This window comes from Paracidovorax avenae ATCC 19860 (genome assembly GCF_000176855.2).
Classification (GTDB): Bacteria; Pseudomonadota; Gammaproteobacteria; order Burkholderiales; family Burkholderiaceae_C; genus Paracidovorax; species Paracidovorax avenae.
Window position 1 is genome coordinate 4438632 of record NC_015138.1, and the last position, 24405, is coordinate 4463036.

The 24405-nt window shown below is 68.8% G+C and carries 16 protein-coding genes; 7 read left to right on the top strand and 9 right to left on the bottom strand.

Annotated elements, in window-relative coordinates; translation table 11 throughout:
* Positions 1-15 precede the first annotated feature (15 nt).
* Entirely contained in the window at positions 16-2337 is a 2322-nt protein-coding gene (locus ACAV_RS19260) for a cyanophycin metabolism-associated ABC transporter (RefSeq protein ID WP_013596251.1), read from the bottom strand.
* Positions 2338-2564: 227 nt separating this feature from the next.
* Between ACAV_RS19260 and ACAV_RS19265 the strand changes: the two genes are divergently transcribed.
* From ACAV_RS19265 to xopD, 4 genes are all read left to right on the top strand, one after another.
* Positions 2565-4736 carry a cyanophycin synthetase gene (locus tag ACAV_RS19265; RefSeq protein WP_013596252.1) on the top strand — a complete coding sequence of 724 codons (2172 nt, stop codon included), beginning with the start codon at positions 2565-2567 and terminating at the stop codon, positions 4734-4736.
* A 24-nt stretch (positions 4737-4760) separates the two neighbouring features.
* Entirely contained in the window at positions 4761-7346 is a 2586-nt protein-coding gene (gene cphA, locus ACAV_RS19270) for a cyanophycin synthetase (protein WP_013596253.1), read from the top strand.
* A complete protein-coding gene (locus tag ACAV_RS19275) occupies positions 7343-7849 on the top strand; it encodes a CreA family protein (RefSeq protein ID WP_013596254.1) in 507 nt (168 codons plus the stop codon). The genes cphA and ACAV_RS19275 overlap by 4 nt, the downstream gene beginning before the upstream one ends.
* Positions 7850-8384: 535 nt before the next feature.
* Positions 8385-10688, top strand: coding sequence for a Ulp1 family type III secretion system effector isopeptidase XopD (xopD, locus tag ACAV_RS24235; protein WP_081463141.1), 2304 nt, complete (start codon positions 8385-8387; stop codon positions 10686-10688).
* Between the two features lie 16 nt (positions 10689-10704).
* Here xopD and ACAV_RS19285 read toward each other — a convergent pair whose 3' ends face one another.
* Positions 10705-11388: a DsbA family oxidoreductase gene (locus tag ACAV_RS19285; protein WP_013596256.1), complete on the bottom strand. Its 684-nt coding sequence runs from the start codon at positions 11386-11388 to the stop codon at positions 10705-10707.
* Between the two features lie 98 nt (positions 11389-11486).
* Between ACAV_RS19285 and alkB the strand changes: the two genes are divergently transcribed.
* Complete coding sequence (gene alkB, locus ACAV_RS19290) at positions 11487-12155, top strand: DNA oxidative demethylase AlkB (RefSeq protein WP_013596257.1); 669 nt, start codon at positions 11487-11489, stop codon at positions 12153-12155.
* 10 nt (positions 12156-12165) lie between these two features.
* Here alkB and ACAV_RS19295 read toward each other — a convergent pair whose 3' ends face one another.
* Positions 12166-13209 (bottom strand): hypothetical protein, encoded by a 1044-nt coding sequence (locus ACAV_RS19295; protein WP_041828824.1) that lies wholly within the window; start codon positions 13207-13209, stop codon positions 12166-12168.
* Positions 13210-13320: 111 nt separating this feature from the next.
* Complete coding sequence (locus tag ACAV_RS19300; protein ID WP_013596259.1) at positions 13321-14286, bottom strand: transglutaminase-like domain-containing protein; 966 nt, start codon at positions 14284-14286, stop codon at positions 13321-13323.
* A 263-nt stretch (positions 14287-14549) separates the two neighbouring features.
* Here ACAV_RS19300 and ACAV_RS19305 point away from each other — a divergent pair, with 263 nt between their 5' ends.
* Complete coding sequence (locus tag ACAV_RS19305; RefSeq protein ID WP_013596260.1) at positions 14550-16691, top strand: catalase; 2142 nt, start codon at positions 14550-14552, stop codon at positions 16689-16691.
* Between the two features lie 89 nt (positions 16692-16780).
* The gene (locus ACAV_RS19310) at positions 16781-17149 is read left to right on the top strand and encodes a response regulator (protein ID WP_041829364.1); all 369 of its coding nucleotides are present in this window, start codon (positions 16781-16783) and stop codon (positions 17147-17149) included.
* A gap of 97 nt (positions 17150-17246) precedes the next feature.
* Here the strand turns inward: ACAV_RS19310 and ACAV_RS19315 are convergent, their stop codons facing one another.
* The 5 genes from ACAV_RS19315 to ACAV_RS19335 form a co-directional block, all read right to left on the bottom strand.
* Positions 17247-18419, bottom strand: a complete 1173-nt coding sequence (locus tag ACAV_RS19315; RefSeq protein WP_013596262.1) for a hybrid sensor histidine kinase/response regulator — start codon at positions 18417-18419, stop codon at positions 17247-17249.
* Positions 18416-19027 (bottom strand): chemotaxis protein CheB, encoded by a 612-nt coding sequence (locus tag ACAV_RS19320; RefSeq protein WP_013596263.1) that lies wholly within the window; start codon positions 19025-19027, stop codon positions 18416-18418. The genes ACAV_RS19315 and ACAV_RS19320 overlap by 4 nt, the downstream gene beginning before the upstream one ends.
* A complete protein-coding gene (locus ACAV_RS19325; RefSeq protein ID WP_434799801.1) occupies positions 19024-19893 on the bottom strand; it encodes a CheR family methyltransferase in 870 nt (289 codons plus the stop codon). Before ACAV_RS19325 ends, ACAV_RS19320 begins: the two co-directional genes overlap by 4 nt.
* Complete coding sequence (locus tag ACAV_RS19330; RefSeq protein ID WP_013596265.1) at positions 19878-23360, bottom strand: response regulator; 3483 nt, start codon at positions 23358-23360, stop codon at positions 19878-19880. The genes ACAV_RS19325 and ACAV_RS19330 overlap by 16 nt, the downstream gene beginning before the upstream one ends.
* 100 nt (positions 23361-23460) lie before the next feature.
* Positions 23461-24345 carry a hypothetical protein gene (locus ACAV_RS19335; RefSeq protein WP_013596266.1) on the bottom strand — a complete coding sequence of 295 codons (885 nt, stop codon included), beginning with the start codon at positions 24343-24345 and terminating at the stop codon, positions 23461-23463.
* Positions 24346-24405 lie beyond the last annotated feature (60 nt).

The following is a 24405-nucleotide window of genomic DNA, read 5'->3' on the forward strand; positions in this document are numbered from 1 at the left end:
ATGCGGTGGCCGCCATCATGGCGTTCCCGCGGGGTGGGCCGAGTGGAGCATCGCGCTGTCCACCTCCACGAGGCCCGGGGCCTGCGCGTCTTCCTCGACGCGGCGCGCCTGGGCTTCGTAGAGGCGCCAGTAGGCACCCTGCTTTTCCATGAGCTCGTCGTGCGGTCCGACCTCGACGATCTCGCCGCGGTCCATCACCACGAGGCGGTCGGCCTTGCGCAGCGTGGAGAGCCGGTGGGCGATGGCGATGGTGGTGCGGCCCTGCACGAGGTTGTCCAGGGCTTTCTGGATCTCTTCCTCGGTCTCGGTATCGACGGCCGAGGTCGCCTCGTCCAGGATGAGGATGCGCGGGTCGATGAGCAGGGCGCGCGCGATGCTGATGCGCTGGCGTTCGCCACCCGACAGGCCCTGCCCCCGCTCGCCCACCAGCGAGTCGTAGCCGTGCGGCAGGCGCAGGATGAACTCGTGGGCATGGGCCGCGCGGGCCGCCGCGACGATCTCCTCGCGCGAGGCATGGGGCTTGCCGTAGGCGATGTTCTCGGCGATCGTGCCGAAGAACAGGAAGGGCTCCTGCAGCACCAGGCCGATGTGGCGGCGGTAATCGGCCACGCGCAGGCGGCGCACGTCCACCCCGTCCACCTGGATGGATCCCTCGGAGACGTCGTAGAAGCGGCTGATGAGGTTGACCAGGGTGCTCTTGCCCGAGCCGCTGTGGCCCACGAGGCCGATCATCTCGCCCGGGCGTATCTGCAGGTCGAGGTTCCTGATGACGGAACGGCTGCCGTAGCGGAAGTTGACGTTGTCCAGCGTGATGCGGCCCTGCACGTGCTGCAGCTGGGCGGGATTCACCGGGTCGGGCACGCTGCTGACATGGTCCAGAATGTCGAAGATGCGCTTGGCGCCGGCGGCCGCCTTCTGCGTGACCGACACGATGCGGCTCATCGAGTCGAGCCGGCTATAGAAACGGCCGATGTAGGCGATGAAGGCCGTGAGGATACCGACGGTGATCTGGCCGCCGGCCACCAGCCAGATGCCGAAGCCCCACACGATCAGCAGGCCGATCTCGGTCAGCAGCGTCACCGTGGGCGTGAACAGCGACCAGGTCTTGTTCACGCGGTCGTTGGCCTGCAGGTTGACGAGGTTGGCCTGGGCGAAACGGTCGGACTCGCGCTTTTCCTGGGCGAAGGCCTTGACCACGCGGATGCCCGGGATGGTGTCGGCCAGCACGTTGGTCACTTCGGACCAGACGCGGTCGATTTTCTCGAAGCCCGTGCGCAGGCGGTCGCGCACCAGGTGGATCATCCAGGCGATGAAGGGCAGCGGCACCAGGGTGACCAGCGCCAGCCAGGGATTGATGGAGAACAGGATGACCGAGGTCATCGCGATCATCAGCACGTCGGTGGCGAAGTCGAGCGCGTTGAGCGACAGGAAGAGGTTGATGCGGTCCGTCTCCGCGCCGATGCGTGCCATCAGGTCGCCGGTGCGCTTGCTGCCGTAGTAGTCGAGCGAGAGCGTCAGCAGGTGCTTGTAGGTGGTGGTGCGCAGGTCGGAGCCGATGCGCTCGGACACCTTGGCCAGCACGAAGGTGCGCGCCCAGCCCAGGCTCCAGGCCACCAGGGCCGACAGCAGCAGCCCCCCGAGATAGAAGCCCACGAGGCCCGCGTCGATCCGCTGCCCGTTCTGGAAGGGGATCAGGATCTTGTCCACGATGGGGATCGTCAGGTAGGGCGCGACCAGGGTGGCGCCCGTGGAAGCCAGCGTCAGCAGGAAGCCCAGCAGCAGCTGGTGCCGGTAGGGGTGCGCGAAGCGCCAGAGCCGCAGCAGCACCCAGGTGGATGTCTGGGGCGCCTGCTGGCGGGCGCACGCGGGGCACTCCTCCGCATCGGGCGGCAGCACCGCGCCGCAGGCCTCGCAGTGCGCCTCGTCGTCCGGCTCGGACTGCGGCGGCCGGCCCCCGGGGGCAGAGAGATGGCCCACCTGCTGCTCGAACTTCTGCTGCAGCAGCAGCGCCTGGGGATGGTGCCCCAGCGTGAAGCGCCACAGCGCCAGGCGCCGCGCATCGTCGTGCAGCTCCAGCGTGCCGACACCGCCATGCTCGATCAGGCGCACCGACAGTCCGGGCGCGAGGGGCCATTCGCCCACGCCGCCGCCCGGCTCCTGCACCAGCAGGCGCTGCGTGGTCAGCATCAGCAGGCCGGGGGCGAAGCGCAGCGCGGCGCTCAGGTCAACCTCCAGTGTGGTCAGCACGTTTTCTGTGGGCGCGAGCCTGGCTCGCATTTCGGCCCACACGGGGCCCGTCAAGACACCCGAGGCGTCCGCAGGATGGTGATGTTGCATGTTGGTGGGTACTCACACCAGGCCGGGCCGAGCGCCGGGCCTGTGTGCTGGGATGCATTTTCTCTCCGATGGCCCGGGGGCGGCAGCGGCATCGCCATGTAACGCGCGCCCGCCCCCCTGCGCTGACAGCGCGCACGCTCCCCCCCATGACTTCAGCGCACAATCGCAACAGGCTTCCTTCGCATTCCCGGTCCCCCGCGGCCGCAGATTCCTTTACGCTGCACTCCATGGCGACTTTCAATGACATCCAACTGCTGCGCATCACCTACCTGCGCGGCCCCAGCGTCTGGACCTACCGTCCCATCCTCGAGGTCTGGCTGGACCTGGGCGAACTGGAAGACTGGCCATCGGACAAGATCCCCGGCCTCAACGAACGCCTGACCACCTGGCTGCCGGCCCTGATCGAGCACCACTGCGGCGTGGGAGAGCGCGGCGGGTTCATCCAGCGCCTGGAAGGCGGCACCTGGATGGGCCACGTGCTGGAGCACGTCGTGATCGAGCTGCTCAACCTGGCGGGCATGCCGGCCGAGTTCGGCCAGACCCGCGAGGTTTCCCGGCGCGGGGTGTACCGCATGGTCTTCCGCTGCCCCGAGGAGGATGTGGCGCGCACCGCCCTCTCCTGGGGCCACCAGTTGCTGATGGCGGCCATCAACGACCGGCCGTTCGACGTCAAGCCCGCCATCCAGGCCATCAAGACCAGCATCAACGACAGCTACCTCGGCCCCAGCACCGGCAGCATCGTCGATGCGGCCGGCGAGCGCCGCATTCCCCACATACGCCTGAACGACGGCAACCTGGTGCAATTGGGCTACGGCGCGGCGCAGCGCCGCATCTGGACGGCCGAGACCGACCAGACCAGCGCCATCGCCGAGGGCATCGCCCAGGACAAGGACTTCACCAAGCGGCTGCTGGCCACCTGCGGCGTGCCGGTGCCCGAAGGCCGCGTGGTCGCCAACGCCCAGGAAGCCTGGGACGTGGCGCAGGACATCGGGTTTCCCGTCACCGTCAAGCCGTCCGACGGCAACCACGCGCGCGGCGTGACGCTGGAGCTGTACGGCGAGGACGAGATCAAGGCCGCCTTCGCCCTGGCCGAGCCCGAGGGCTCGGCGGTGATCGTCGAGCGCTTCATCGAGGGCACCGAGCACCGCCTGCTGGTGGTGGGCGGCAAGGTGGTGGCGGCCTGCCGCGGCGAGATGGTGAGCGTCTCGGGCAACGGCCGCTCCACCCTGCGCGAGCTGGTGGACGTGGTCAACCAGGATCCGCGCCGCGGCCCCGAGCAGGAGTACCCGCTCGACTGGATCAAGCTGGAGGCTCCGGCGGTGCAGCTGGAGCTGCAGCGCCAGGGCGTCACGCCCGAGACCGTGCCCGCGCAGGGCCAGAACATCCTGCTGCAGCGCAACGGCAACATGGCCATCGACTGCACGGACGAGGTGCACCCCGACGTCGCCTATTACGCCCAGCTGGCCGCCCGGATCGTGGGCCTGGACATCGCGGGCATGGACATGATCCTGCAGGACGTCTCCCGCCCCATGAAGGAACAGGGCGGCGCCATCCTCGAGGTGAACGCCGGCCCCGGCCTGTTGATGCACCTCAAGCCCACCAGCGGCACGCCCCGCCCCGTGGGCATGGCCATCGTGGACCACCTGTTCCCGCGCACCGAAGAAGGCACGGGCGCGGGGCGCATCCCGCTGGTGGGCATCGCCGGCACGCAGGGCAACGCCTTCATCGCCCGCCTCGTGGGCTGGCTGCTGCAGCTGTCGGGCAAGCTCACCGGCGTGGCCAGCAGCGAAGGCATGTTCCTGGCCAACCGCCGTACGCAGAAGACCGACACGGCGAACTGGGCCGGCGCCCACCGCCTGCTGACCAACCGCCTGGCCGAGGCCGCGGTGGTGCAGACCACGGCCCGCTCCATCCTGGAAGAGGGCCTGGCCTACGACCGCTGCCTGGTCGGCGTGGTCACCGACATGCAGGGCTGGGAACAGCTCTCCGACCACGACGTGCTCGAGCCCGCGCAGATGACCCGGGTGATGCGCACGCAGATCGACCTGGTGCTCGACGAAGGCGCCGGCGTGCTCAATGCCGATGACGCCCAGGTGGCCGATCTCGCCCGCCTGTGCGACGGAGAGGTGCTGTTCTACGCGCTGAATGCCGACAACCCCGTGGTGGCTGCGCACCGCGCCGACGGGGACGGCCGCGCCGTGTTCGTGCAGGGCGGCAACGTGGTGCTGGCCACCGGGACGAAGGAACGGGTGCTGGGCACGCTGGCCAGCCTGGGGCTGGCCGGCGGCGTACAGCCCGACACCGCGGCCCTGCTGGCATCGGTCGCCACGGCCTGGGCCCTGGACATCACGCCCGACCTGATCGCCGCCGGCATCAAGACCTTCGAGTACACGCACTGATTCGCCCCCGAGAGCACTACTTCCATGCAGATCTCCCGAATCCGCGCCCTGCGCGGCCCCAACGTCTGGACCCGCAGCACCGCCATGGAGGCCGTCGTCCACTGCGACGCCGCCGAGCGCGACATCACCCGGCTGCCCGGCCTGGAAGACCGCCTGCGGGCGCGCTTCCCCCGCATCGGCACGCTGCGTCCCGAAGGCGCAGAGGTGCCGGTCTCGCTGGCCGAGGTCGTCGAGGCCGCCGCGCACTCGCTGCAGTCCCTGGCCGGCTGCCCCATCACGTTCAGCCGCACGCATGCCACCGTGGAAGAAGGCACCTACCAGGTGGTCGTCGAGTACACCGAGGAAGCCGTCGGCCGCCTGGCCATGGAACTGGCCGACCGGCTGGTGCAGGCCGCACTGGCCGACACTCCCTTCGACGCGGATGCCGCCGTGGGCCAGTTGCGCGACCTGGACGAGGACGAGCGCATCGGCCCCTCCACCGGCTCCATCGTGGACGCCGCCGTGGCCCGGGGCATTCCTTTCCGCCGGCTGACCAGCGGGTCGCTGGTGCAACTGGGCTGGGGCTCCCGGGCCCGGCGCATCCAGGCCGCGGAACTGGACATGACCAGCGCCGTGGCCGAATCCATCGCGCAGGACAAGGACCTCACGAAGCGCCTGCTGCACGCGGCCGGCGTGCCCGTGCCGCTGGGCCGGCCCGTGGCCGACCTGGAAGACGCCTGGAAAGTGGCCGAGGAAGTCGGCCTGCCCGTGGTCGTCAAGCCCCAGGACGGCAACCAGGGCAAGGGAGTGACGGTGAACATCACCACCCGCGCCCAGCTGGAAGCTGCCTATGCCACCGCGCAGGCCTTCAGCGACGAGGTGATGGTCGAGCGCTTCCTGCCCGGCCACGACTTCCGCCTGCTGGTGGTGGGCAACCAGCTGGTGGCCGCCGCCCGGCGCGAGCCGCCGCAGGTGCTGGGCGACGGCCACCACACCATCCGCGAGCTGGTGGAGATCGTCAACCAGGATCCGCGCCGCGGCAGCGGTCACGGCACGGCGCTGACCAAGGTGCGCCTGGACGACATCGCCATCGCCCGCATCGCCTCGGAAGGACTCACGCCCGAGTCCGTGCCGGCCCAGGGCCAGCGCGTGGTGCTGCGCAACAACGCCAACCTGTCCACGGGCGGCAGCGCCACCGACGTGACGGACGACGTGCACCCCGAAGTCGCCGCACGCGCCGTGGAGGCCGCGCAGACCATCGGCCTGCACATCTGCGGCGTGGACGTGGTGTGCGAGACCATGCTGCGCCCGCTGGAAGAGCAGAACGGGGGCATCGTCGAAGTCAACGCCGCTCCCGGCCTGCGCATGCACCTGGCGCCGTCCTTCGGCCGCCCGCGCAACGTGAGCGTGCCCATGGTCGATGCCCTGTTCCCGCCCGGAGAGAACGGCCGCGTGCCGCTGGTGGCGGTGACCGGCACCAACGGCAAGACCACTACCACGCGGCTGATCGCGCACCTGTTCACGGCCCATGGCTGGCGCACCGCGATGACCAACACGGACGGCGTGTACGTGAACGGCCGGCAGATCGACAGCGGCGATTGCTCGGGCCCCAGGAGCGCGCGCAATGCGCTCGCCCACCCCGAAACCGACGCTGCGGTTCTCGAATGCGCGCGCGGCGGCCTGCTGCGCGAGGGCCTGGGCTTCGACCGCTGCCAGGTGGCCGTGGTCACCAACGTGGGGGAAGGCGACCACCTGGGCATGAATTTCATCCATACCGTGCAGGATGTGGCCATCCTCAAGCGCGTGGTCGTGCAGAACGTGGCCGCGGACGGCTATGCCGTGCTCAACGCCGCCGACCCGCACGTGGCCGCCATGGCGCCGAGCAGCCCGGGCAAGGTCATCTTCTTCGCGCTGGACCGCCACCATCCGGTCATGGCCACGCACCGCGCCCGGGGGCAGCGCGTGGTGTACGTGGACGGCGACCACATCGTGGCGGCCGAGGATTCCTGGAGGGAGCAGATCGCACTGCGCGACATCCCGCTCACGCGCAATGGCGCGATCGGCTTCCAGGTCGAGAACGCGATGGCCTCCATCGCCGCGGCCTGGGGCATCGGCCTGCCGTGGGACACCATCCGCCGCGGCCTGGCCGGCTTCGTCAACGACAGCGACAACGCCCCCGGCCGCTTCAATGTCATGGACTTCCGCGGCGCGACCGTGATCGCCGACTACGGCCACAACCCCGACGCCATGCGCGCCCTGGTGTCGGCCGTGGACGCCCTGCCCGGCAACCGCCGCAGCGTGGTGATCAGCGGCGCGGGCGACCGGCGCGACGAGGACATCCGCGGGCAGACCGAGATCCTGGGCGCAGCCTTCGACGATGTCATCCTCTACCAGGACGCCGCCCAGCGGGGCCGGGCCGACGGCGAGGTGATGGCGCTGCTGCGCGAGGGCCTGGCCAACGCCTCCCGCACGAAGTACATCGACGAGATCCGCGGCGAGTTCGCGGCCATCGATGCCGCGCTCGCGCGGCTGCAGCCGGGCGACCTGTGCCTGGTGCTGGTGGACCAAGTGGAAGAAGCGCTCGCCCACCTTGCCCGGCGCTGCGCCGAGGGCGGCGGAGCCGGAGCATGAGCGCCGCGCACGCTGTCCTGCGCCGGCTCGCCCGGCCCGCGCTGGCCTGCGCCCTCGCCGGCACGGCGCTGGTCGCCGCCGCGGACGGGCAGAAGATCGGCTCCGTCGATACGGCCTTCCAGTGGATCGGCCGCGACCACGACATCCTCGTGGAAGCCTACGACGACCCCGCCGTGCAGGGCGTGACCTGCTACGTCTCGCGCGCGCGCAAGGGCGGCATCAAGGGCACGCTGGGCCTGGCGGAAGACAGGGCGGAGGCCTCCATCGCCTGCCGCCAGGTCGGCCCCATTGCCTTCCCGCAGCCGCTCAAGGCCCAGGAAGAGGTGTTCAGCGAGCGCATGTCCATCCTCTTCAAGCGGCTGCGCATCGTGCGCATGGTGGATGCGCAGCGCAACACGCTGGTGTATCTCACCTACTCCGACAAGCTCATCGAAGGGTCGCCGCAGAACGCGGTGACGGCCGTGCCGGTGAACCGGGCCACGCCGATACCGCTGCGCAAGTAAAGAGAAGAAGGGCGCGGCACCGCCCTTCCCCCGCAGCCCAACCCCGGCACCCGCCGGGGCTTTTTCATGGCCGCGCGGGCAAAAAAATACCCGCCGAAGCGGGTAAACAGCAGCCTGAGTAAGGAGGGAGGGAGAAGAGACAGCGGCTGCCGAACCTCTAATGTGCCCTGCTTGACTTAGGCCAGTCTTAAGAAAGACGAAAGGCGCGCTCCCCGGGGCAGGCAGTGACGCACCGGATGTCCTTCGCCCTCGGAAGATGGCCTGGGTAGCCACTCCCGCGAACAGAGCCTCGCCCTCTGTATCCCCTTCCCGTGCCGGAGTGCCTGCCCACAGGGCTTCTCCCCCACCACTTTCGCTTGTGCTGCGAGTATTTCGCTTTCGCAAAAACAGATGTGCTCCATGGGGATATATTTTCGCCCCTTTATAGCCTGCCAGAGATCACAAAATATTTTCTGTCAAACCCATATAACGAATGCCTGCATGCCACAGGACATTTCAGGGCGTCCAGGAGATATCGTGATCCATACACATAAAAATGGATAATTTTTTCAATTTCGACATCAACAGCTATCGCCGCATGACGGCGGCCATGGATGAGCCGAATGCGTCGCCCCCATCCCCAAGGAATGATGGAGATCGCACCCAGCGCTTTCACATGCACCCGTTGCGCGACGCTCTTCCTTCCCTGGAAATCGCTCACAGCCCTATTCAAAGTTCGGTGCATCGGATGCGTGCTCCCGCGCCCCAATCGACAAGACTGGAAAATCATCCCATTTTATTCGAAGCCTTGCCCCACTACGGCAACGGCGAGAACTGGCAAACACTTCAGCAGAAATTTCCGGGCATTGGCAAATATCTTACCCCTTACGGAATCACCGATCACACCTCTACAACAGTGGTGGCGCATCTGAATTCCGCAGAGCGCCACCATCTGAAAAACCAGGCAACAAAACGGATAGAAACCCTTTACTCAGGCAAGGACCGTGATTTGGCGATTGAATACCTTGAAGACGCATTCTCCAATGAAAAAATCCGGGAAAAAACCCAACACCAAGCAGCCATACAAGAAGAAAAACTGGGAGCAACGCTGAAAAGCGAAAGGGAGTTTTTCAGAAAAATCATAGAGGATTTTCTGGAAATCATTGACCGGTTCGAGGCCGGGGAGGCAATGAAATCCCTCAGCGACACCATCCCCAACATCAATTCATACATCAAAGGGGATGGATACACCAAAAAATCCTCAGAATTCATCAAACACCTCACACCCCGTGAAAAAGAACGCATCGACCGTGCGTTTGAAAACCGTGCCAAATCCCAGGCTTACACCCCCTCAATCCGCAAAGAGCCCCCCCCGCAAGCCAGCAAACCCAACCGCCGCAAGAAATTGAACGGAATCCTCGCGACCATAAAAAACAATCCCCATATACTCCTGGAAATATCGCAAAGATTCAGCGACCCCCGGAAATCTGCAGAGGAAGTTTGCGGCAAGTTCCTCACCCAAGAAAGTCTTGAGAAATTATTCGACCGGCTCAATGGCGACCTGACTGAAACTGGAGAGTTGGTCATCTCAAACGCCGAGCCACACATACAGGCAGCGATCCGCGCCAATTTCAAGCTCCGGTTCCAGAACGCTTCGCCGTCTGCATACGAAGCGCCTGCACCGGAAATCTCCCCCTATCCATCTGAAAATCCGTATCCTGGCTTGGCCCCCTATCAACACCCTTATTACGGACAGCACTATCTTCCGCCCAGTGACTCCTTTTTCTCGGGTTTTTCCGATGAATTGCAGCGCAAGTACCCCCAAGCCCCCGCCACACCCCAGTATCCGCCAGCCACCCCCACTTTCAGCGATTTGGTGCCATACCAGGCACCCTACTATGGGCAGCACTATGTTCCACCCGGTGAATCGATTTTCTCAGGATTCTCCGGCGAATTGCAGCGCAGGGGCTATCATCCGGAACCCGCCACACCCCAGTACCCGCAGATTTCCACCTCCACCTTCGATCTTTCATCGCTGAATGAAGGCGCATATTCGGCCCGTGATTTCGACCTCAATACACCGTCAGAGGTTACACAGCCATGGCTCGGCGATGGCTATTACGGCGTCACGCCAGCGACCAGCCCCGAACGGATCGACGTGGATGCCCTGCCGTCGCCGCAGGAGCCATCCACCCCGGCAGCCCGGCCATCGGGCCCTTCCGAGACGGAGTGGCTGGGGGACGAGCACTTGATCGCCTATATGGGCACGATTGCGGAACGGTTGGAAGGCCAGCCCAACGCGGAACTGCTCAATTTCGCCAACCCGCTGCTGGTGGGCCAGCTGATCCAGGGAGACCGCTCGCAGCGGCAGAACGCCATGCACCAGATCATGGCCAGGGGCGGCCCCATCATCTTCCTGCCGGTGAACGACCCGAACTCCCACTGGTCGCTGCTCGTCATCGACCAGCGCAATGGCGATGCCTTTCACTACGACTCCCTGGTCCGCCCCCAGGACGCTGCGCAAGCGGTCGATACCAAGCAGTACGAGCTGGCCAGAGACGCAGCACGGGCAATGGATGTATACACACCTGTCCGTGGCAGGCCCATCGCGCGCCAGCGGGACGGGCACTCCTGTGGCGACCATGTGCTGCAGGCCATGGACATACTGGCCCACAGCGTGGTCAACGGCACGTTCGGCCAGCCGCACACCATGGACCTGAGCGGCATCGAGACGGACCGTGGCCTTATCGCCGACACGATCGCCAACGCCAGTGCAGCCCGGGCCGCAGAAGCCGCCCCCGCGGCATCCCGCATGCACGAGAGGCCGGCGAAAAAGAGCAAGAAATGGTGGAAGTTCTAGCGCGGGGCCGTCGGGCTCACCCCTGCGCGGCGATCTGCCGCAGGGCCTGCTCGAACACCTCCGGCGGCTGGCCGCCCTGGATCAGGTGCCGCCCGTTCACGATGACGGCCGGCACGGAATGGATGCCGTGCTGCTGGTAGAAGGCTTCGCGCTCGCGCACCGCGTCGGCATACTCGCCGGACTCCAGCACCTGCTGCGCGCGCGCCGCGTCCAGGCCCGTGCCGGCGGCCAGTTGCACGAGCAGTGCCCGGTCGCCGGGGTCGCGGCCTTCCGTGAAGTAGGCATGGAAAAGCGCCCGCTTGAGCGCCTCCTGGGCCTGCGGGCCAGCCGTCTCGTGCGCCCAGTGCAGCAGCTGGTGCGCATCGAAGGTGTTGTAGATGCGGCTGCGGCGGTCCATGCGGAACTCGAAGCCGAGCGCCGCGCCCCGCTCCGCAATGGCGCGCTGCGTCTGCGCGGTCTGCTCGGGGGAGGCCCCGTACTTCTCTGCCAGGTGTTCGCCGATGTCCTGCCCGCCGGCCGGCATCTGCGGATTGAGCTCGAACGGCTGGAAATGCAGCTCTGCCTGGACGGAGCCCTGGAGCGCGTCCAGCGCCCGGCCGAGCGACTGCAGGCCGATGGCGCACCAGGGGCAGGAGATGTCGGAGACGAAATCGATGCGCAGCGGGGTGGCGGAGGAAGATGTCGGGGGCACGGCGGACATGGAGGGATCTCCTTGGGGAAAACGTGGGATGCACGGGAGCATGGCAGGACGCGAGAGCCCTTGCAGAACTGCGGCAAAGGCGCCATGTGGCCTGTGCCATGCCCGGATCAGCCGCCACGACACCCGACCTCTTCGACGGCGACACCGCCGGAGCCCCTGCCATCCCGCTGGGACCGGGCGCGGCGCTGCTGCGCGGGTTCGCGCTGCCGGTGGCGCCGGTGCTGCGCGAAGGAGTGCGGGCCGTGGCCCGCTCCGCTGCCTGGCGGCACATGGAAACACCGGGCGGGCGGTCGATGTCGGTCGCCACCACGTCCTGCGGCCGCCTGGGCTGGGTGAGCGACCGCCGCGGCTACCGCTATGCCCCGCTCGACCCCGGCTCCGGCACGGCCTGGCCTGCCATGCCGGACACCTTCCGGCGCCTGGCCCGGGAGGCAGCCGAGTACGCCGGGTTCCCGGATTTCGAGCCCGACAGCTGCCTGGTCAACCGCTACGCCCCCGGCGCGCGCCTGTCGCTGCACCAGGACCGGGACGAGCACGACCTGCAGGCGCCCATCGTGTCGGTGTCGCTCGGGCTCCCCGCGGTGTTCCTGTGGGGCGGCTTCGCGCGCACCGGCCCGGTGGCGCGCGTGCCGCTGCAGCATGGCGACGTGGTGGTGTGGGGCGGGCCGGACCGCCTGCGCTTCCACGGCGTGCAGCCGGTGAAGGATGGCCTGCACCCCGAATGGGGTGCGGAGCGGGTGAACCTCACCTTCCGCAAAGCGGGCTGAATGGCAAAGGCTAGCTGAAACTCCGGCTGCGTCCGAACCAGCGGCTGGCCGCCCGGCGGGCCTCGTCCGCCATCCACTGGGCCACGCCCGCCGCATATTCGCCGTCCATCACGCCCTGGGCGGCCTGCGTCACCGCGCCTGCCACGCTGTGCGACAGCGCGGCGCGGTTCCCGCTCATGGATCGCCGGAGGGCGCCCGCGGCCGGCCCCGGCGTGCGAGCCTGCGCCGGTGGCTGCGCCTGCGCCTGCGCCGCGGCCAGGGCATCGCGCTGGCGAGCCATCCTCTGCCAGTAGGCCAGCAGCATGCCGAGACCGGCGAGCAGTTGCAGGCCCGCCAGTTGGCGATCCGGCAGATGCCGGAGCGTGCCGTACACCGCTTCGCCGATCAGGTCCTCGGCCAATTGCGGGCCATCGAGCTGCACCAGGGCCTGCGCGATGCGCCAGGCCGTTTCCTGGTCGCCGCGTTCCGCCAACTGCCGTGGCAGCGCGGCCGCACCGGCGGAAAACCACTGTGCGGCCGTGGCCAGCTGCGCGGCCATGGCAACGACCAGTTCCGGTTGCCGCAGGGTGTCCAGGACGACGGCGGTCCATACGGGATGGGCGCGCATCTCCTCGGTCAACCGCGCTGCCTGGCGCACCATGCTGCGCCACAGGGGCTGCAGGGCGGGGACCGGTCCCCTGGAGTCCCGCAGGCCCTCCGGCGCCGCAGGCTGCGGCGAAGAATCCGCACGGGGTGCGACACCGGAGGAAGACGCACCGGCGGCGCGTGGAGGACGGCCGGCGTTTCCGGGCAGTCCCGCGTGCGCGGGCAGGGAATGGGCGCGCGGCAGCAGCGGGCCCGCATGGGTGAGCCGCCGCGGCCCAGCCTCCTGCTCCCGCGCATCGACAGGCTCGGGGTGGGAAGGCGCGGCGTGGCGGCGGGACGATCGCGGCGATGTGGCAGGCGGGGTGGAAGGCATCGGAGCAGGCGCCGGCCAGCGGACAGGCAGCGCAATGCGGTGGTCGAAGGCGGGCACGGAGCGCAGCGCCCGGCCCTGCGGACGGGATGCGGACATCCCATGGGATGCATTGAAGCGGCCCGGCCGGCCACGGGGTGCCCGGCACGCGAAGCGGCCATTGCGTGCGCGAACCCTGTCACCCCGGCGGCGGCGCCCAGGGTAAACGCCTCAGGCGCCGGCCGCCTCCAGCGCGGAGGTACGCCGCGCGCCCACATGCCCCCTGCGGCCCTGGCGTGCCGGAGCGCGTGGTTCGCCGTGGCCGTCAGGGAAGTCGGTGGACAGTGCCAGCGAGGAATGGTGGGGCAGCTCGAAGCCGCGGGCCGGGTCCTGCACTGCCCAGGCACGGATCTTGGGGGCGGACGACTGCACGCTGCCGAAGATCGTGGCAAAGGCCACGTCGGCGGCATCGCGGCCGGTGGCCAGCCGCACCATGCCCATGGGGATGGCAGTGCCGGAGGGATCGAACACATACCAGCGGTCGCCCAGGAAGACTTCCACATAGGCATGGAAATCGGGCGGTCCCAGCGCCGGGTCAGCACCGTAGTCGGTGCCGGTCGCGATGCGTGCGGGAATGTTCAGGGCCCGGCACAGCGCGATCATCAGGTGCGCGAAATCGCGGCATACGCCCACCCGCTCCACGAAGGTGTCGATGGCCGACGTGGTGGAGTTGGAGGTGTTGGAGCGGAAGGCGACATGGCCACGCACCCAGTCGCAGATGGCCTGCACGCGGCTGTAGCCCTGCCACAGGTGGCCGAACTCGCGCATGGCCAGCGTGACGAGCCGGTCGGACTGGCAGTAGCGGCTGGGCAGGATGTACCCCACGGCCTCGGGCGGCAGGTCGCGCACGGGCACTTCGGGGATGTGCGCCGGATCGGCGGCATGGTGGTGCATGTCCACCGTGGCTGCGTAGGCCACGGTCAGCGGACCGGGCCCCGCATGCAGGCGCATGCAACGCGTGCCGGTGGCGGGATCGGTGTGCAGCAGCGGGACGGCATCCGGCTGGCTGATCTCCAGGGTCTCGTCCAGAACCTTCTGGCCCCCCGTCTGCGCGGCATGGATGTTGAAGACGAAGTCCGCGCCGGGACCGTCTGCAACGCAGTACTCCAGTTCCACCTGGAGCTTGATTCGGATCATGTGTTTTCTCGGGGAAAAAGGGGACATCGGGACGCACGACGGACGACACAGCGCATTCGCATGGCATGCGACGCGGCCACCATCGTTTCGGCGCCTGCGACCAGTATCGGGAGCCGACGGCCGGCAGCGTGTCGGAAGAAGGCGCGTCGCTGCGCCAGAGCCCCCCAGGCCAAAGCGCGGTTGTCCTACAGCCCCGTACCCCATGGCGGAAAAAGATGCCGTCTTCCGCCCCCCGCGGCCCACCTTCCCACAAGGAACGCCCCATGCCCAAGAACACACCCTCCCCGAGCGACCCCGCCGGCACGAAAGCGCCCCGGAAGGCGAAAGCCGCCCCCGCAGCGGCCCCCGGCGACACCGCGCGCGGCCAGGGCGGGGAACTGCAGCAGCAGGCCGGCGGCGGCCATCCGGTACTCACCACGCAGCAGGGCATTCCCGTCGCGGACAACCAGAACTCGCTGCGCCCCACACCGCGGGGGCCCACGCTGCTCGAGGATTTCATCCTGCGCGAGAAGATCACGCATTTCGACCACGAGCGCATTCCCGAGCGCATCGTGCATGCGCGCGGCAGTGCAGCGCACGGCGTGTTCGAGCTCACGGAAAGCCTGGACAAGTACACCACCGCGCGCATCCTCACCGAGGTCGGCAGGCAGACGCCCGTGTTCTGCCGCTTCTCCACGGTGGCGGGCGGCGCGGGCTCGGTGGACACGCCGCGCGACGTGCGCGGCTTCGCCGTGAAGTTCTACACCGACGAAGGCAACTGGGACCTGGTGGGTAACAACATTCCCGTGTTCTTCATCCAGGACGCGATGAAGTTCCCTGACCTCGTCCACGCCGTGAAGATGGAGCCCGACCGCGCCTTCCCGCAGGCAGCCAGCGCGCACGACACGTTCTGGGACTTCATCTCGCTCATGCCCGAGAGCCTGCACATGATCATGTGGGCGATGAGCGACCGCACCATCCCGCGCAGCCTGCGCACGATCGAAGGCTTCGGCGTGCACTCCTTCCGCCTGCTGAACGCGAAGGGCGAGAGCACGTTCGTGAAGTTCCACTGGCGCCCGCGCCTGGGCATCCAGTCCACCGTGTGGGACGAGGCGGTGAAGCTGCAGAGCGCCGACAATGACTTCCACCGGCGCGACCTGTTCGAGGCGATCCAGGCAGGCGACTTCCCCGAATGGGACCTGGCCGTGCAGCTCTTCACCGAGGAAGAGGCCGCGCGCTTTCCGTTCGACCACCTCGACCCGACCAAGCTGGTGCCGGAAGAACTGGTGCCCCTGAAGACCATCGGCCGGATGACCCTGAACCGCTGGCCCGACAACTTCTTCGCCGAGACCGAGCAGGTGGCCTTCTGCCCCGCCAACGTGCCGCCGGGCATCGACTTCTCGAACGACCCGCTGCTGCAGGGACGCCTCTTCTCGTACCTGGACACGCAGCTCTCCCGCCTGGGCAGCCCGAACTTCGTGCAGATCCCGATCAACGCGCCCAAGTGCCCGTTCCACAACATGCAGCGCGACGGCCACATGCAGATGCAGGTGCCCAAGGGCCGCGTGGCCTATGAGCCGAGCAGCCTGCAGCAGGACACGCCGCGCGCCTCCGTGGCCCAGGGGTTCCGGCATTTCGCCGAGCGCCTGGCCGGCGATGATGGCGCCAAGGGCCGCCTGCGGCCCGAAAGCTTCGCCGACCACTACAGCCAGGCCCGCCTGTTCTACCGCAGCCAGAGCGCCATCGAGCAGGCGCACATGGCCTCCGCGCTGGTGTTCGAGCTGTCGAAGGTGGAGACCGAGCGCGTGCGCGTCGCCGTCGTCGCCCAGCTGCTGAACGTGGACGAGGGCCTGGCCCAGCGCGTCGCGGACGGCCTCGGCCTGCCCGACCTGCCCGCGCCCTTCCCGGCCGCGGCGCCCGCGCAGGACCTGCCGCTGTCGCCCGCGCTGCGCATCATCGACCGCATGAAGCCCACGCTGCAGGGCCGCTGCATCGGCATCCTGGTGGCCGACGGATCGGCGCCGGAGCCGATCGCCGCGCTGCGCAAGGCGGCCGAGAAGGCCGGCGCGCAGGTGAAGATCGTGGCGCCCAAGGTCGGCGGCGCGGTGCTGTCCGACGGCTCGCGGCTGCCGGCCGACGGCCAGCTCGCAGGCACGCCGTCGGTGGTGTTCGATGCAGTGGCCTCCGTGCTCGCGCCCCAGGCCGGCGCGCAGCTCGCCCGCCAGGCCGCGGCGGTGGACTGGTTCCGCGACGCCTACGGCCACCTCAAGGCGATCGCTGCCTGCAAGGGCTCCCAGCCCATCCTGGCGGCCGCCGGCATCGAGCCGGACGCCGGCGTGCTGGCTCCGGACGATGTCTCCGCCTTCATCAAGGCGGCGGCGACACGCCAGTGGGAGCGTGAGCCCAAGGTGCGGATGCTGGCATGATCCAGTTCCCCGCGCCGGCTCACGCCACCGACTCCCTCCGACCTTCCACCCTCGAACCCTTGCAAGGGACAGACCACTCCATGACCCCCCTGCGTATCCTGTACGTGGAAGACAACGCCGAACTCCGCGAAACCATCGGCATGCTGCTGGAAGGCGACGACCGCGAAGTCACGTCCTGCGCCACGGCGGAAGAAGCCCTGAAGCTGGACGGGCCGCAGCCCTTCGACATCGTGGTGACCGACGTGAGCCTGCCGGGCATGTCCGGCACGGACCTCTGCCGCAAGCTGCTGCAGGTCGATCCCCAGCGCTGGATCGTGCTGTGCTCGGGCTACCAGTTCGGCCACGGGCTGGATACCCTCGGCCCGAACGTGCGGGCACTGCTCAAGCCCTTCGAACTGGAAGACCTGGAAGCGCTGATGGAATCGATCCGCAGCGCGCTGAGGCCCGGCACGGCCTGAGCCCGGGGCCGCCGGCGGGGCGCCCTGCGTGCAGCCGCAGCTGGGGCCGCCGCCATGCGCGGGGTCGCGACTCCCCCGGCCTCGACCGTCCTGGCCGTCAATCCATCCCGGACAGCGCGCAGGGCGGCGCCTCGCGCGGCAGCTCGACGCGGAAGATGGTGCGCCCATCGCGCGAGCAAACGCTGATCGTGCCTCCGTGCCCTTGCACGATCTGGTGGACGATGTAGAGGCCCAGCCCCAGCCCCTGGTGGCGGCCGGGCTCGCGCTCTCGCCCGCGGAATGGGTCGAAGAGTTGCGGGATCAGCGCCTGGGGGATCTCTCCGCCGTTGCGGACCGTCATCACGACACTGTGCGGCGCGCTGCCGTCCAGCGAGGCCTGGACGGGCTGCTGCGGGTCGCCGTGGTGGATGGCATTGCCCAGCAGGTTCGACACGACCTGGCACAGCCGTTCGGCATCCCACTGGCCGCCGAGGTCTCCTTCCTGCAGCACCTCGATCACGCGCTCCGGATGGCTGGTGCGCCACTCGGCCGCCGTGCGCTGCACGAGTTCGCCAAGATCAGCCGGCGCCGCCCGCACCGGCAGCCCGCCGAACTGGCGCGCCCGCGTCACGTCCAGCAGGTCCTCGATCATGCGGCCCATGCGCTGGGCACTGGTCTGCACCTTGTCGGCCATGGCCAGCACCTTGTCGGGCTCCTGCGTCTTGCGCAGCACGGCAGCGCTGGCGAGGATCGCGCTCAGCGGGCCGCGCAGGTCGTGGCTGAGCACGGCCATGAACATCTCGCTGAGCTTGAGCGCGTGGGTGCGGTCCTGCAGTTCGCAGGCCAGCGCCACCTTCTGCCGGTGCAGCTCGAAGAATACGTTGGCCTTGTTGACCAGCATGTGCGGATCGATGGGCTTGTAGAGGAAATCGACGGCGCCGTTCTCGTAGCCCTTGAACTGCCAGTTCTGGTCCCGCGAACCCGCCGTCATGAAGATGAGCGGGATGTGGCGCGTGCGCTCGCTGCCCCGGATCAGCTCGGCCAGCTCGAAGCCGTTCATCTCGGGCATCTGCACGTCGAGCATCGCCAGCGCCACGTCGGTGTGGGCCAGCAGCAGCTCCAGTGCCTCGGGGCCCGAGGCCGCCTTCAGGATGTGCACGTCGTCGCGGCGCAGCAGGGCCTCGAGCGCGATCAGGTTCTCCGGCACGTCGTCCACCAGCAGGCACTTCACCGGGACGGCGTGGCGCTGCGGCGCGGGCGCGGCGGGGGGCATGCGCGGCGGCGCGATCATGCGCGCCCTCCTGGCGGCAGTGCGGCCAGCCAGTCGGCGATGCGCTGCGGCGAAAGGACATGGGCCGGCGTACACAGCTGCAGCGCCGCTTCGGGCATGGAACTCATGGGAGCGCTTTCGGGATCTTGCACGATGGTCGTGCCGCCCGCGGCCTGCACGGCCGCGATGCCCTGGGCCCCGTCGTGGTTGGCGCCGGAGAGCAGGATGGCCAGCAGCCGCCCGGCATAGGCGTCCGCGGCGGACTCGAAAAGAACGTCGATGGACGGGCGCGAGAAGTGCACGGGATCATCGACCGACAGGGCCAGCGACGGCCCGGCGTCGATGAGCAGGTGGTAGTCGGGCGGCGCGAAATAGACGGTGCCCGCTTCCACCGGCTCCTTGTCCTGCGCCTCGCGCAGCGGCAGTGCGCAGCGCGGCTGGAAGATCTCGCACAGCAGGCTGCGCCGGTCGCGCGGCAGGTGCAGCACCACGAATACCGCGGCGCGCTGCGCGGGCCCGAGCGCGGGCAGCAGCACGGACAGCGCCTCGATGCTGCCGGCGGAGCCGCCGATGACGATCGCCTCGAACGGCCGGGCAGGCACCTGCGGGGCGGCGGTGGGACGGATCATGCGCCCCCCCGCTTCTGGTAGATGCGCTCGGGCGGGACCAGTTCGTCGAACGCCTGCGCGTGCGAGGAGAAGCGCAGCGATTCCTTCGAGCCCAGGCCGAGGAAACCCTTGCGGCACAGCGCCTCGCTGAAGAGGCCCAGCGCCCGGTCCTGCAGTTCGCGGTCGAAGTAGATGAGCACGTTGCGGCAGGAGACGAGATGCACCTCGGCGAACACGCTGTCGGTGGCCAGGCTGTGGTCGGAAAACACGATGTGCCGGCGCAGGCTCTTGTCGAACACCACGCGGCCATAGGCGGCCGTGTAGTGCTCCGACAGCGATCCCTTGCCGCCGGAGCGGGCATGGTTCTCGGTGAACGACGGCACGCGGTCGATCGCGTACACGCCGGCCTCGGCCTTCTGCAGGGCATTGGCGTTGATGTCGGTGGCGTAGATCAGCGTGCGCTCCAGCAGGCCCTCCTCGCGCAGCAGGATGGCGAGCGAATACACCTCTTCCCCGGTGCTGCAGCCGGCCACCCAGATCTTGAGCGAGGGGTACGTGCGCAGCACCGGCACCACCGTCTCGCGCAGCGCGCGGAAATAGGTGGGGTCGCGGAACATCTCGCTCACCTGCACGGTGAGGTACTCGAGCATGGCCGGGAACACCTCCGGATCGTGCAGCACCAGGTCCTGCAGCTGCGAGAGCGTGCGGCAGGAAAAACGCGTGAGCGCTGCCTGCAGGCGGCGCTTGAGCGACGCCTGCGCGTAGCCGCGGAAGTCGTAGTGGTAGCGGCGGTAGATGGCCTCCACGAGCAGGTGCTGCTCGATGTCGAAGGTCTTGCGGCGCAGCGCCGCCCGGGCTTCGTCTTCGGGGTTCACTTGGGCATCCACACGCGCACCAGGGACAGCAGCTTCTCGACATCCAGCGGCTTGGCGATGTAGTCGTTGGCACCGGCCGCGAGGCATTTCTCCTGGTCGTCCTTCATGGCCTTGGCCGTGAGGGCGATGATGGGCAGGCGCCGCCACTCCTGGCGCTTGCGGATCTCGCGCATGGCGGTGAACCCGTCCATCTCGGGCATCATGATGTCCATCAGCACCAGGTCCACCTGGGGCGCATCGCCGGACTGGGAGCGCTCCAGCGCCTCCAGCGCTTCCCGGCCGTTGCGCGCGATCTGCACCTTCGCGCCGGTCGGCTCGAGCACGCTGGAGAGCGCGAAGATGTTGCGCACGTCGTCTTCCACCACCAGGATGCTGCGTCCCTCGAAGGTCGCCTCGCGGTCGCGCGCCAGGCGCAGCATCTGCTGGCGCTCCGCCGGCAGGCTGGATTCCACCTGGTGCAGGAACAGGGTGACCTCGTCGAGCAGGCGCTCGGGCGAACGGGCGTCCTTGATGATGATCGACTTCGAAAAGCGCCGCAGCCGCTGCTCCTCGTCGCGCGAGAGCGACCGTCCCGTATAGACGATCACCGGCGGGAAGGCGACTTCCTCCTGCCCGGCCATCTGCTCGAGCAGTTCGTAGCCGCTCAGGTCCGGCAGGTTCAGGTCCATGACCATGCAGTCGAAGGTGCTCTCGCGCAGCAGCTGCAGTGCGCGCTGCGCGGTTTCCGCGCCGACGATCTCCACGTCGCCGTTGGCCAGCAGGTGGCGCATGCTCTCGCGCTGGCGGTCGTCGTCCTCCACCACCAGCACGCGGCGCAGCGCCTGGGTGAACTTGGCCTCCATGCGCTGCAGCGCCTGCACGAGTTCGTCGCGCTTGACCGGCTTGAGCGCGTAGCCCATGGCGCCCAGGCCCAGGGCCTCCTGCGAATAGTCGGCCACCGACACGACGTGCACCGGGATGTGCCGCGTCGCGGGGTTGCGCTTGAGCTGGTCGAGCACGCCCAGCCCCGAGAAATCGGGCAGGTTCATGTCCAGCACCACGGCGCTGGGCATGTAGTCGGTGGCGGCCGCCAGGCCCTCGCCGCCGCTGTGCGTGACGATGCACTGGAAACCCATCTCGTGGGCCAGGTCGTAGAGGATGCGTGCGAAGCGCGTGTCGTCCTCCACGACCAGAATGGTGCGCTTGCCGGCCTGCAGGGCATCGCGGTCGTCGGCCACCGCCGATGCCGGGCGCCGCGGCGGGGCCGGCATGGGGGCCAGGGCCGGCTGCTCGGCCACTTCCGCCGGCAGGGCGGAGACGGGCGTGGCGCTGGCCGTGGCCACCGCGCGCTGCGGCGGCACGGGGGCCGCGGCCTGCCCGGCCGCCTGGGCGCCCTCCGGGGGCTGCAACGGCAGCACCAGCGTGAACACGCTGCCCTGGCCCGAGGTGCTCTGCACCGAGACGCTGCCGCCCAGCAATTGCGCGAGATCGCGCGAGATCGACAGCCCCAGCCCCGTTCCGCCGTACTTGCGGTGGGTGCTGCCGTCGGCCTGGCGGAACGCCTCGAAGATCAGCTTCTGCTGGTGATCGGGGATGCCGATGCCCGTGTCGCGCACCGAGAACGCCACCCGGCCGTCGGGCTGGGCCGCCACGCGCAGCGCGACCTCGCCGCGCTCGGTGAACTTGATCGCGTTGGACAGCAGGTTCTTCAGGATCTGGCCCAGCCGCTGGGCATCGGTGCGCAGCACGTCCGGCACGCCCGGCTCGACCACGGCGCTGAACGCCAGGTTCTTCTCGCGGGCCAGCGGCCGCAGCGGCTCCACGATGGACTGCACCGCGCGCGCCACGTTCACGGGCTCGATGTCCACCGTGGCCTGGCCGGCCTCGATCTTCGCGAGATCGAGGATGTCGTTGATGAGCGTGAGCAGGTCATTGCCGGCGCCGTGGATGGTCTCGGCATAGCGCACCTGCTCATCCGTGAGGTTGCCGCCCTTGTTGTCGGCCAGCAGCTTGGCAAGGATCAGGCTGGAGTTGAGCGGCGTGCGCAGCTCGTGGCTCATGTTGGCCAGGAACTCGCTCTTGTACTGGCTCGCCTGCTCCAGGTCGCGGGCCTTGTCGGACAGCGCATCCTGCGCGCGCAGCAGTTGCTGCTTCTGGTATTCCAGCTGCTGGGTCTGCTCCTCCAGCTGGGCATTGCTCTGCTCGAGCTCGGTCTGCTGGGCCTCCATCTGCGCCTGCGACTCCTGCAGGACGCGGCTCTGCTGCTCCAGCTCCTCGTTGCTCACGCGCAGCTCTTCCTGCTGGGCCTGCAGCTCTTCCGCCTGCCGCTGCGTCTCGTCCAGCAGGGCCTCGAGCTGGGTACGGTCGATGGCGGAACGTACGGCGATGGCGAGCTGCTCGGAGGCGCGCGAGAGCATGTCCATGTCGATGGGCTGCACGGGCCGGAAAAAGCCCAGCTCGATGACGGCCTGCACCACGCCGTTGTGCACGGCCGGCAGCACCACGAGTTCCGCGGGCGTGCTGTGCCCCACGCCGGACTGCACCTCCAGGTGCGAAGCGGGAACATGCCGCGCATGCACCGGCTGCAGCGTCTGGGCCACCTGCCCCACCAGCCCCTCGCCCGTGGCGATGCGCTCGGGGCCGGAGCCGGAGAGCGCGTACGCGCCGAAGCGGCGGAACGTGCCGTGCCCATCGGAAACATAGGCCGCACCCACGCGCGCGCCCAGCCGGCGCGCCAGGTAGGCCAGCACGCGCGGACCGAGCTCGTCCAGCCGCAGGTCGCCCCGGATTTCGTCGGACAGGCCCATCAGGCCGCTGCGCACCCAGGCCTCGCGGGCCTTGGTGCGGTGGTCCGCGGCCGTCATGGCGGCCACGCCCAGGATGAACACCAGCAGCAGCAGCGAGCTGCCCCAGGTGAAGTACGCCGCGAAGCGGGCCGAGTCTTCCCACATCGCGCGGCGTTCTTCCAGCTCTTCGCGCTCGGCGGCGATCATCTCGCGCACCAGCGAGCGGATGGCGTCCATGGTGGCCCGGCCACGGTCCGTGCGCACCACGGCCAGTGCAGCGTCCGCCTGGCCGGAAAGGCGCAGCTGGATGGTCTCGTGCAGTTCGGACATCTTCTGGCGCGCGAGGGGTGCGAGCTGCTCGAAGCGGCGCAGTTGCCGCGGCGAATCGCCCACCAGCCCGCGCAGCCGCTCCAGTTCGGTCGTGAGCGAAGCCTCGGCGGTCTCGTAGGGGCCGAGGTAGCGGGGCTCGCCGGCCAGCAGGTAGCCGCGCTGGCCGGTTTCTGCGTCCTTGAGGATCGACAGCACGTACTGGATCTGCACGATCGACTCGACGGCGGCATTGATGCGCCGCACCGCCTCGCCACGGTCCTGCTGCGACTGGTAGGTGAAGACGGCGATGACGGTGGTCGCCAGGGCCGCGAGCACGAAGCCCAGCAGCATCCGCAGCGGCATGCTGTGGCGGATCTTGTCGTTCGGGATGGGTTGGGAGGGCATGGGGGTGCGGTGCGGGGAGCACCGGATCATAGGGTGCGGGCACCGCCGCGCACGTAGGCCATATCCTGCAAAAGAAGGAGCAACCGTCCCGCGCGGCGCCTTACGCTCCCACCAGTGCCTGCAGTCGAGCCACTTCCCCGCGCAGGGCCTCGTTCTCGGCCGAAAGCTCCGCCACGCGGCGGCGCAGGGCCTCGATGTCGTCCTGGGGCACGGAGGGCTCGCTCCCCCCGGCCGAGCCCTCCGGCGCGGATCCGTCCTGCGGAATTTCCGCACGCGGCTTGCGCCGTGCGTCGCGCGCGCGCTTCGCGGCCTGGCGCAGCTCATCCTTGCCCGCCACCGCTGCCGCGCGCTGCTCTTCCTCCGGCAAGGTCGCCACGGCGGCCGCGGTGTTGATGGAGATGGCGCCCGAGCGCACGGCAGCCACCAGTTCGGGCGCCGCCTGCTTCTGGATCTTCTCGATCATCACCACCTGGCTGCTGCTCAGCCGTGCCGCCCGGGCGATGGCTTCGCGGCTCTTCAGCGGCTCGGCCTCCGGTACCGCCGCCACGGCGTCCTGCGGTGCGGCGGATGCGGCATCGGCCGGCCCTTCCCACGGCGCGGAGCCGTCCGGGGCCTCTGCCGCTTCGGGGTCCTGCGCCGCGGCAGGGGCGGTGGCCGCCACGCGTTGCGCCAGGATCTCCCGCTTGCGCAGTGCCAGCACGCCACGCTGGAAGTCCGAGACGCTGCGGCGCCCCAGGTGCTGGTCGATCATCCAGAGGTGCACATCCTCCATGGAGCGGAAATGCGGGTGCTGGACAGTGTTGAACGGCAGTCCGTGCTTCTGGCAGATGCCATAGCGGTTGTGGCCATCCACGAGCACGTCGCCCCAGAGCACGAGCGCATCGCGGCAGCCTTCGGCGAGCAGGCTGCGCTCCAGGGCGGCATGCTCCTCGGGCGTGAGCGGATCGATGTAGGCCTTGAGTTCTTCGTTGACGATGATGGGCATGGTGGGGATTCGCGCGGGCCGCAAAAGGGGCGGCATTGTAGTGAATGCGCGTCTTCGGGA

What these genes read in the sequence shown, in the direction of transcription:
- ACAV_RS19260 (WP_013596251.1), bottom strand. Translation starts at nt 2,337, where the DNA reads ATGCAACATCACCATCCTGCGGACGCCTCGGGTGTCTTGACGGGCCCC.
- ACAV_RS19265 (WP_013596252.1), top strand. Translation starts at nt 2,565, where the DNA reads ATGGCGACTTTCAATGACATCCAACTGCTGCGCATCACCTACCTGCGC.
- cphA (WP_013596253.1), top strand. Translation starts at nt 4,761, where the DNA reads ATGCAGATCTCCCGAATCCGCGCCCTGCGCGGCCCCAACGTCTGGACC.
- ACAV_RS19275 (WP_013596254.1), top strand. Translation starts at nt 7,343, where the DNA reads ATGAGCGCCGCGCACGCTGTCCTGCGCCGGCTCGCCCGGCCCGCGCTG.
- xopD (WP_081463141.1), top strand. Translation starts at nt 8,385, where the DNA reads ATGGATAATTTTTTCAATTTCGACATCAACAGCTATCGCCGCATGACG.
- ACAV_RS19285 (WP_013596256.1), bottom strand. Translation starts at nt 11,388, where the DNA reads ATGTCCGCCGTGCCCCCGACATCTTCCTCCGCCACCCCGCTGCGCATC.
- alkB (WP_013596257.1), top strand. Translation starts at nt 11,487, where the DNA reads ATGCCCGGATCAGCCGCCACGACACCCGACCTCTTCGACGGCGACACC.
- ACAV_RS19295 (WP_041828824.1), bottom strand. Translation starts at nt 13,209, where the DNA reads ATGTCCGCATCCCGTCCGCAGGGCCGGGCGCTGCGCTCCGTGCCCGCC.
- ACAV_RS19300 (WP_013596259.1), bottom strand. Translation starts at nt 14,286, where the DNA reads ATGATCCGAATCAAGCTCCAGGTGGAACTGGAGTACTGCGTTGCAGAC.
- ACAV_RS19305 (WP_013596260.1), top strand. Translation starts at nt 14,550, where the DNA reads ATGCCCAAGAACACACCCTCCCCGAGCGACCCCGCCGGCACGAAAGCG.
- ACAV_RS19315 (WP_013596262.1), bottom strand. Translation starts at nt 18,419, where the DNA reads ATGATCGCGCCGCCGCGCATGCCCCCCGCCGCGCCCGCGCCGCAGCGC.
- ACAV_RS19320 (WP_013596263.1), bottom strand. Translation starts at nt 19,027, where the DNA reads ATGATCCGTCCCACCGCCGCCCCGCAGGTGCCTGCCCGGCCGTTCGAG.
- ACAV_RS19330 (WP_013596265.1), bottom strand. Translation starts at nt 23,360, where the DNA reads ATGCCCTCCCAACCCATCCCGAACGACAAGATCCGCCACAGCATGCCG.
- ACAV_RS19335 (WP_013596266.1), bottom strand. Translation starts at nt 24,345, where the DNA reads ATGCCCATCATCGTCAACGAAGAACTCAAGGCCTACATCGATCCGCTC.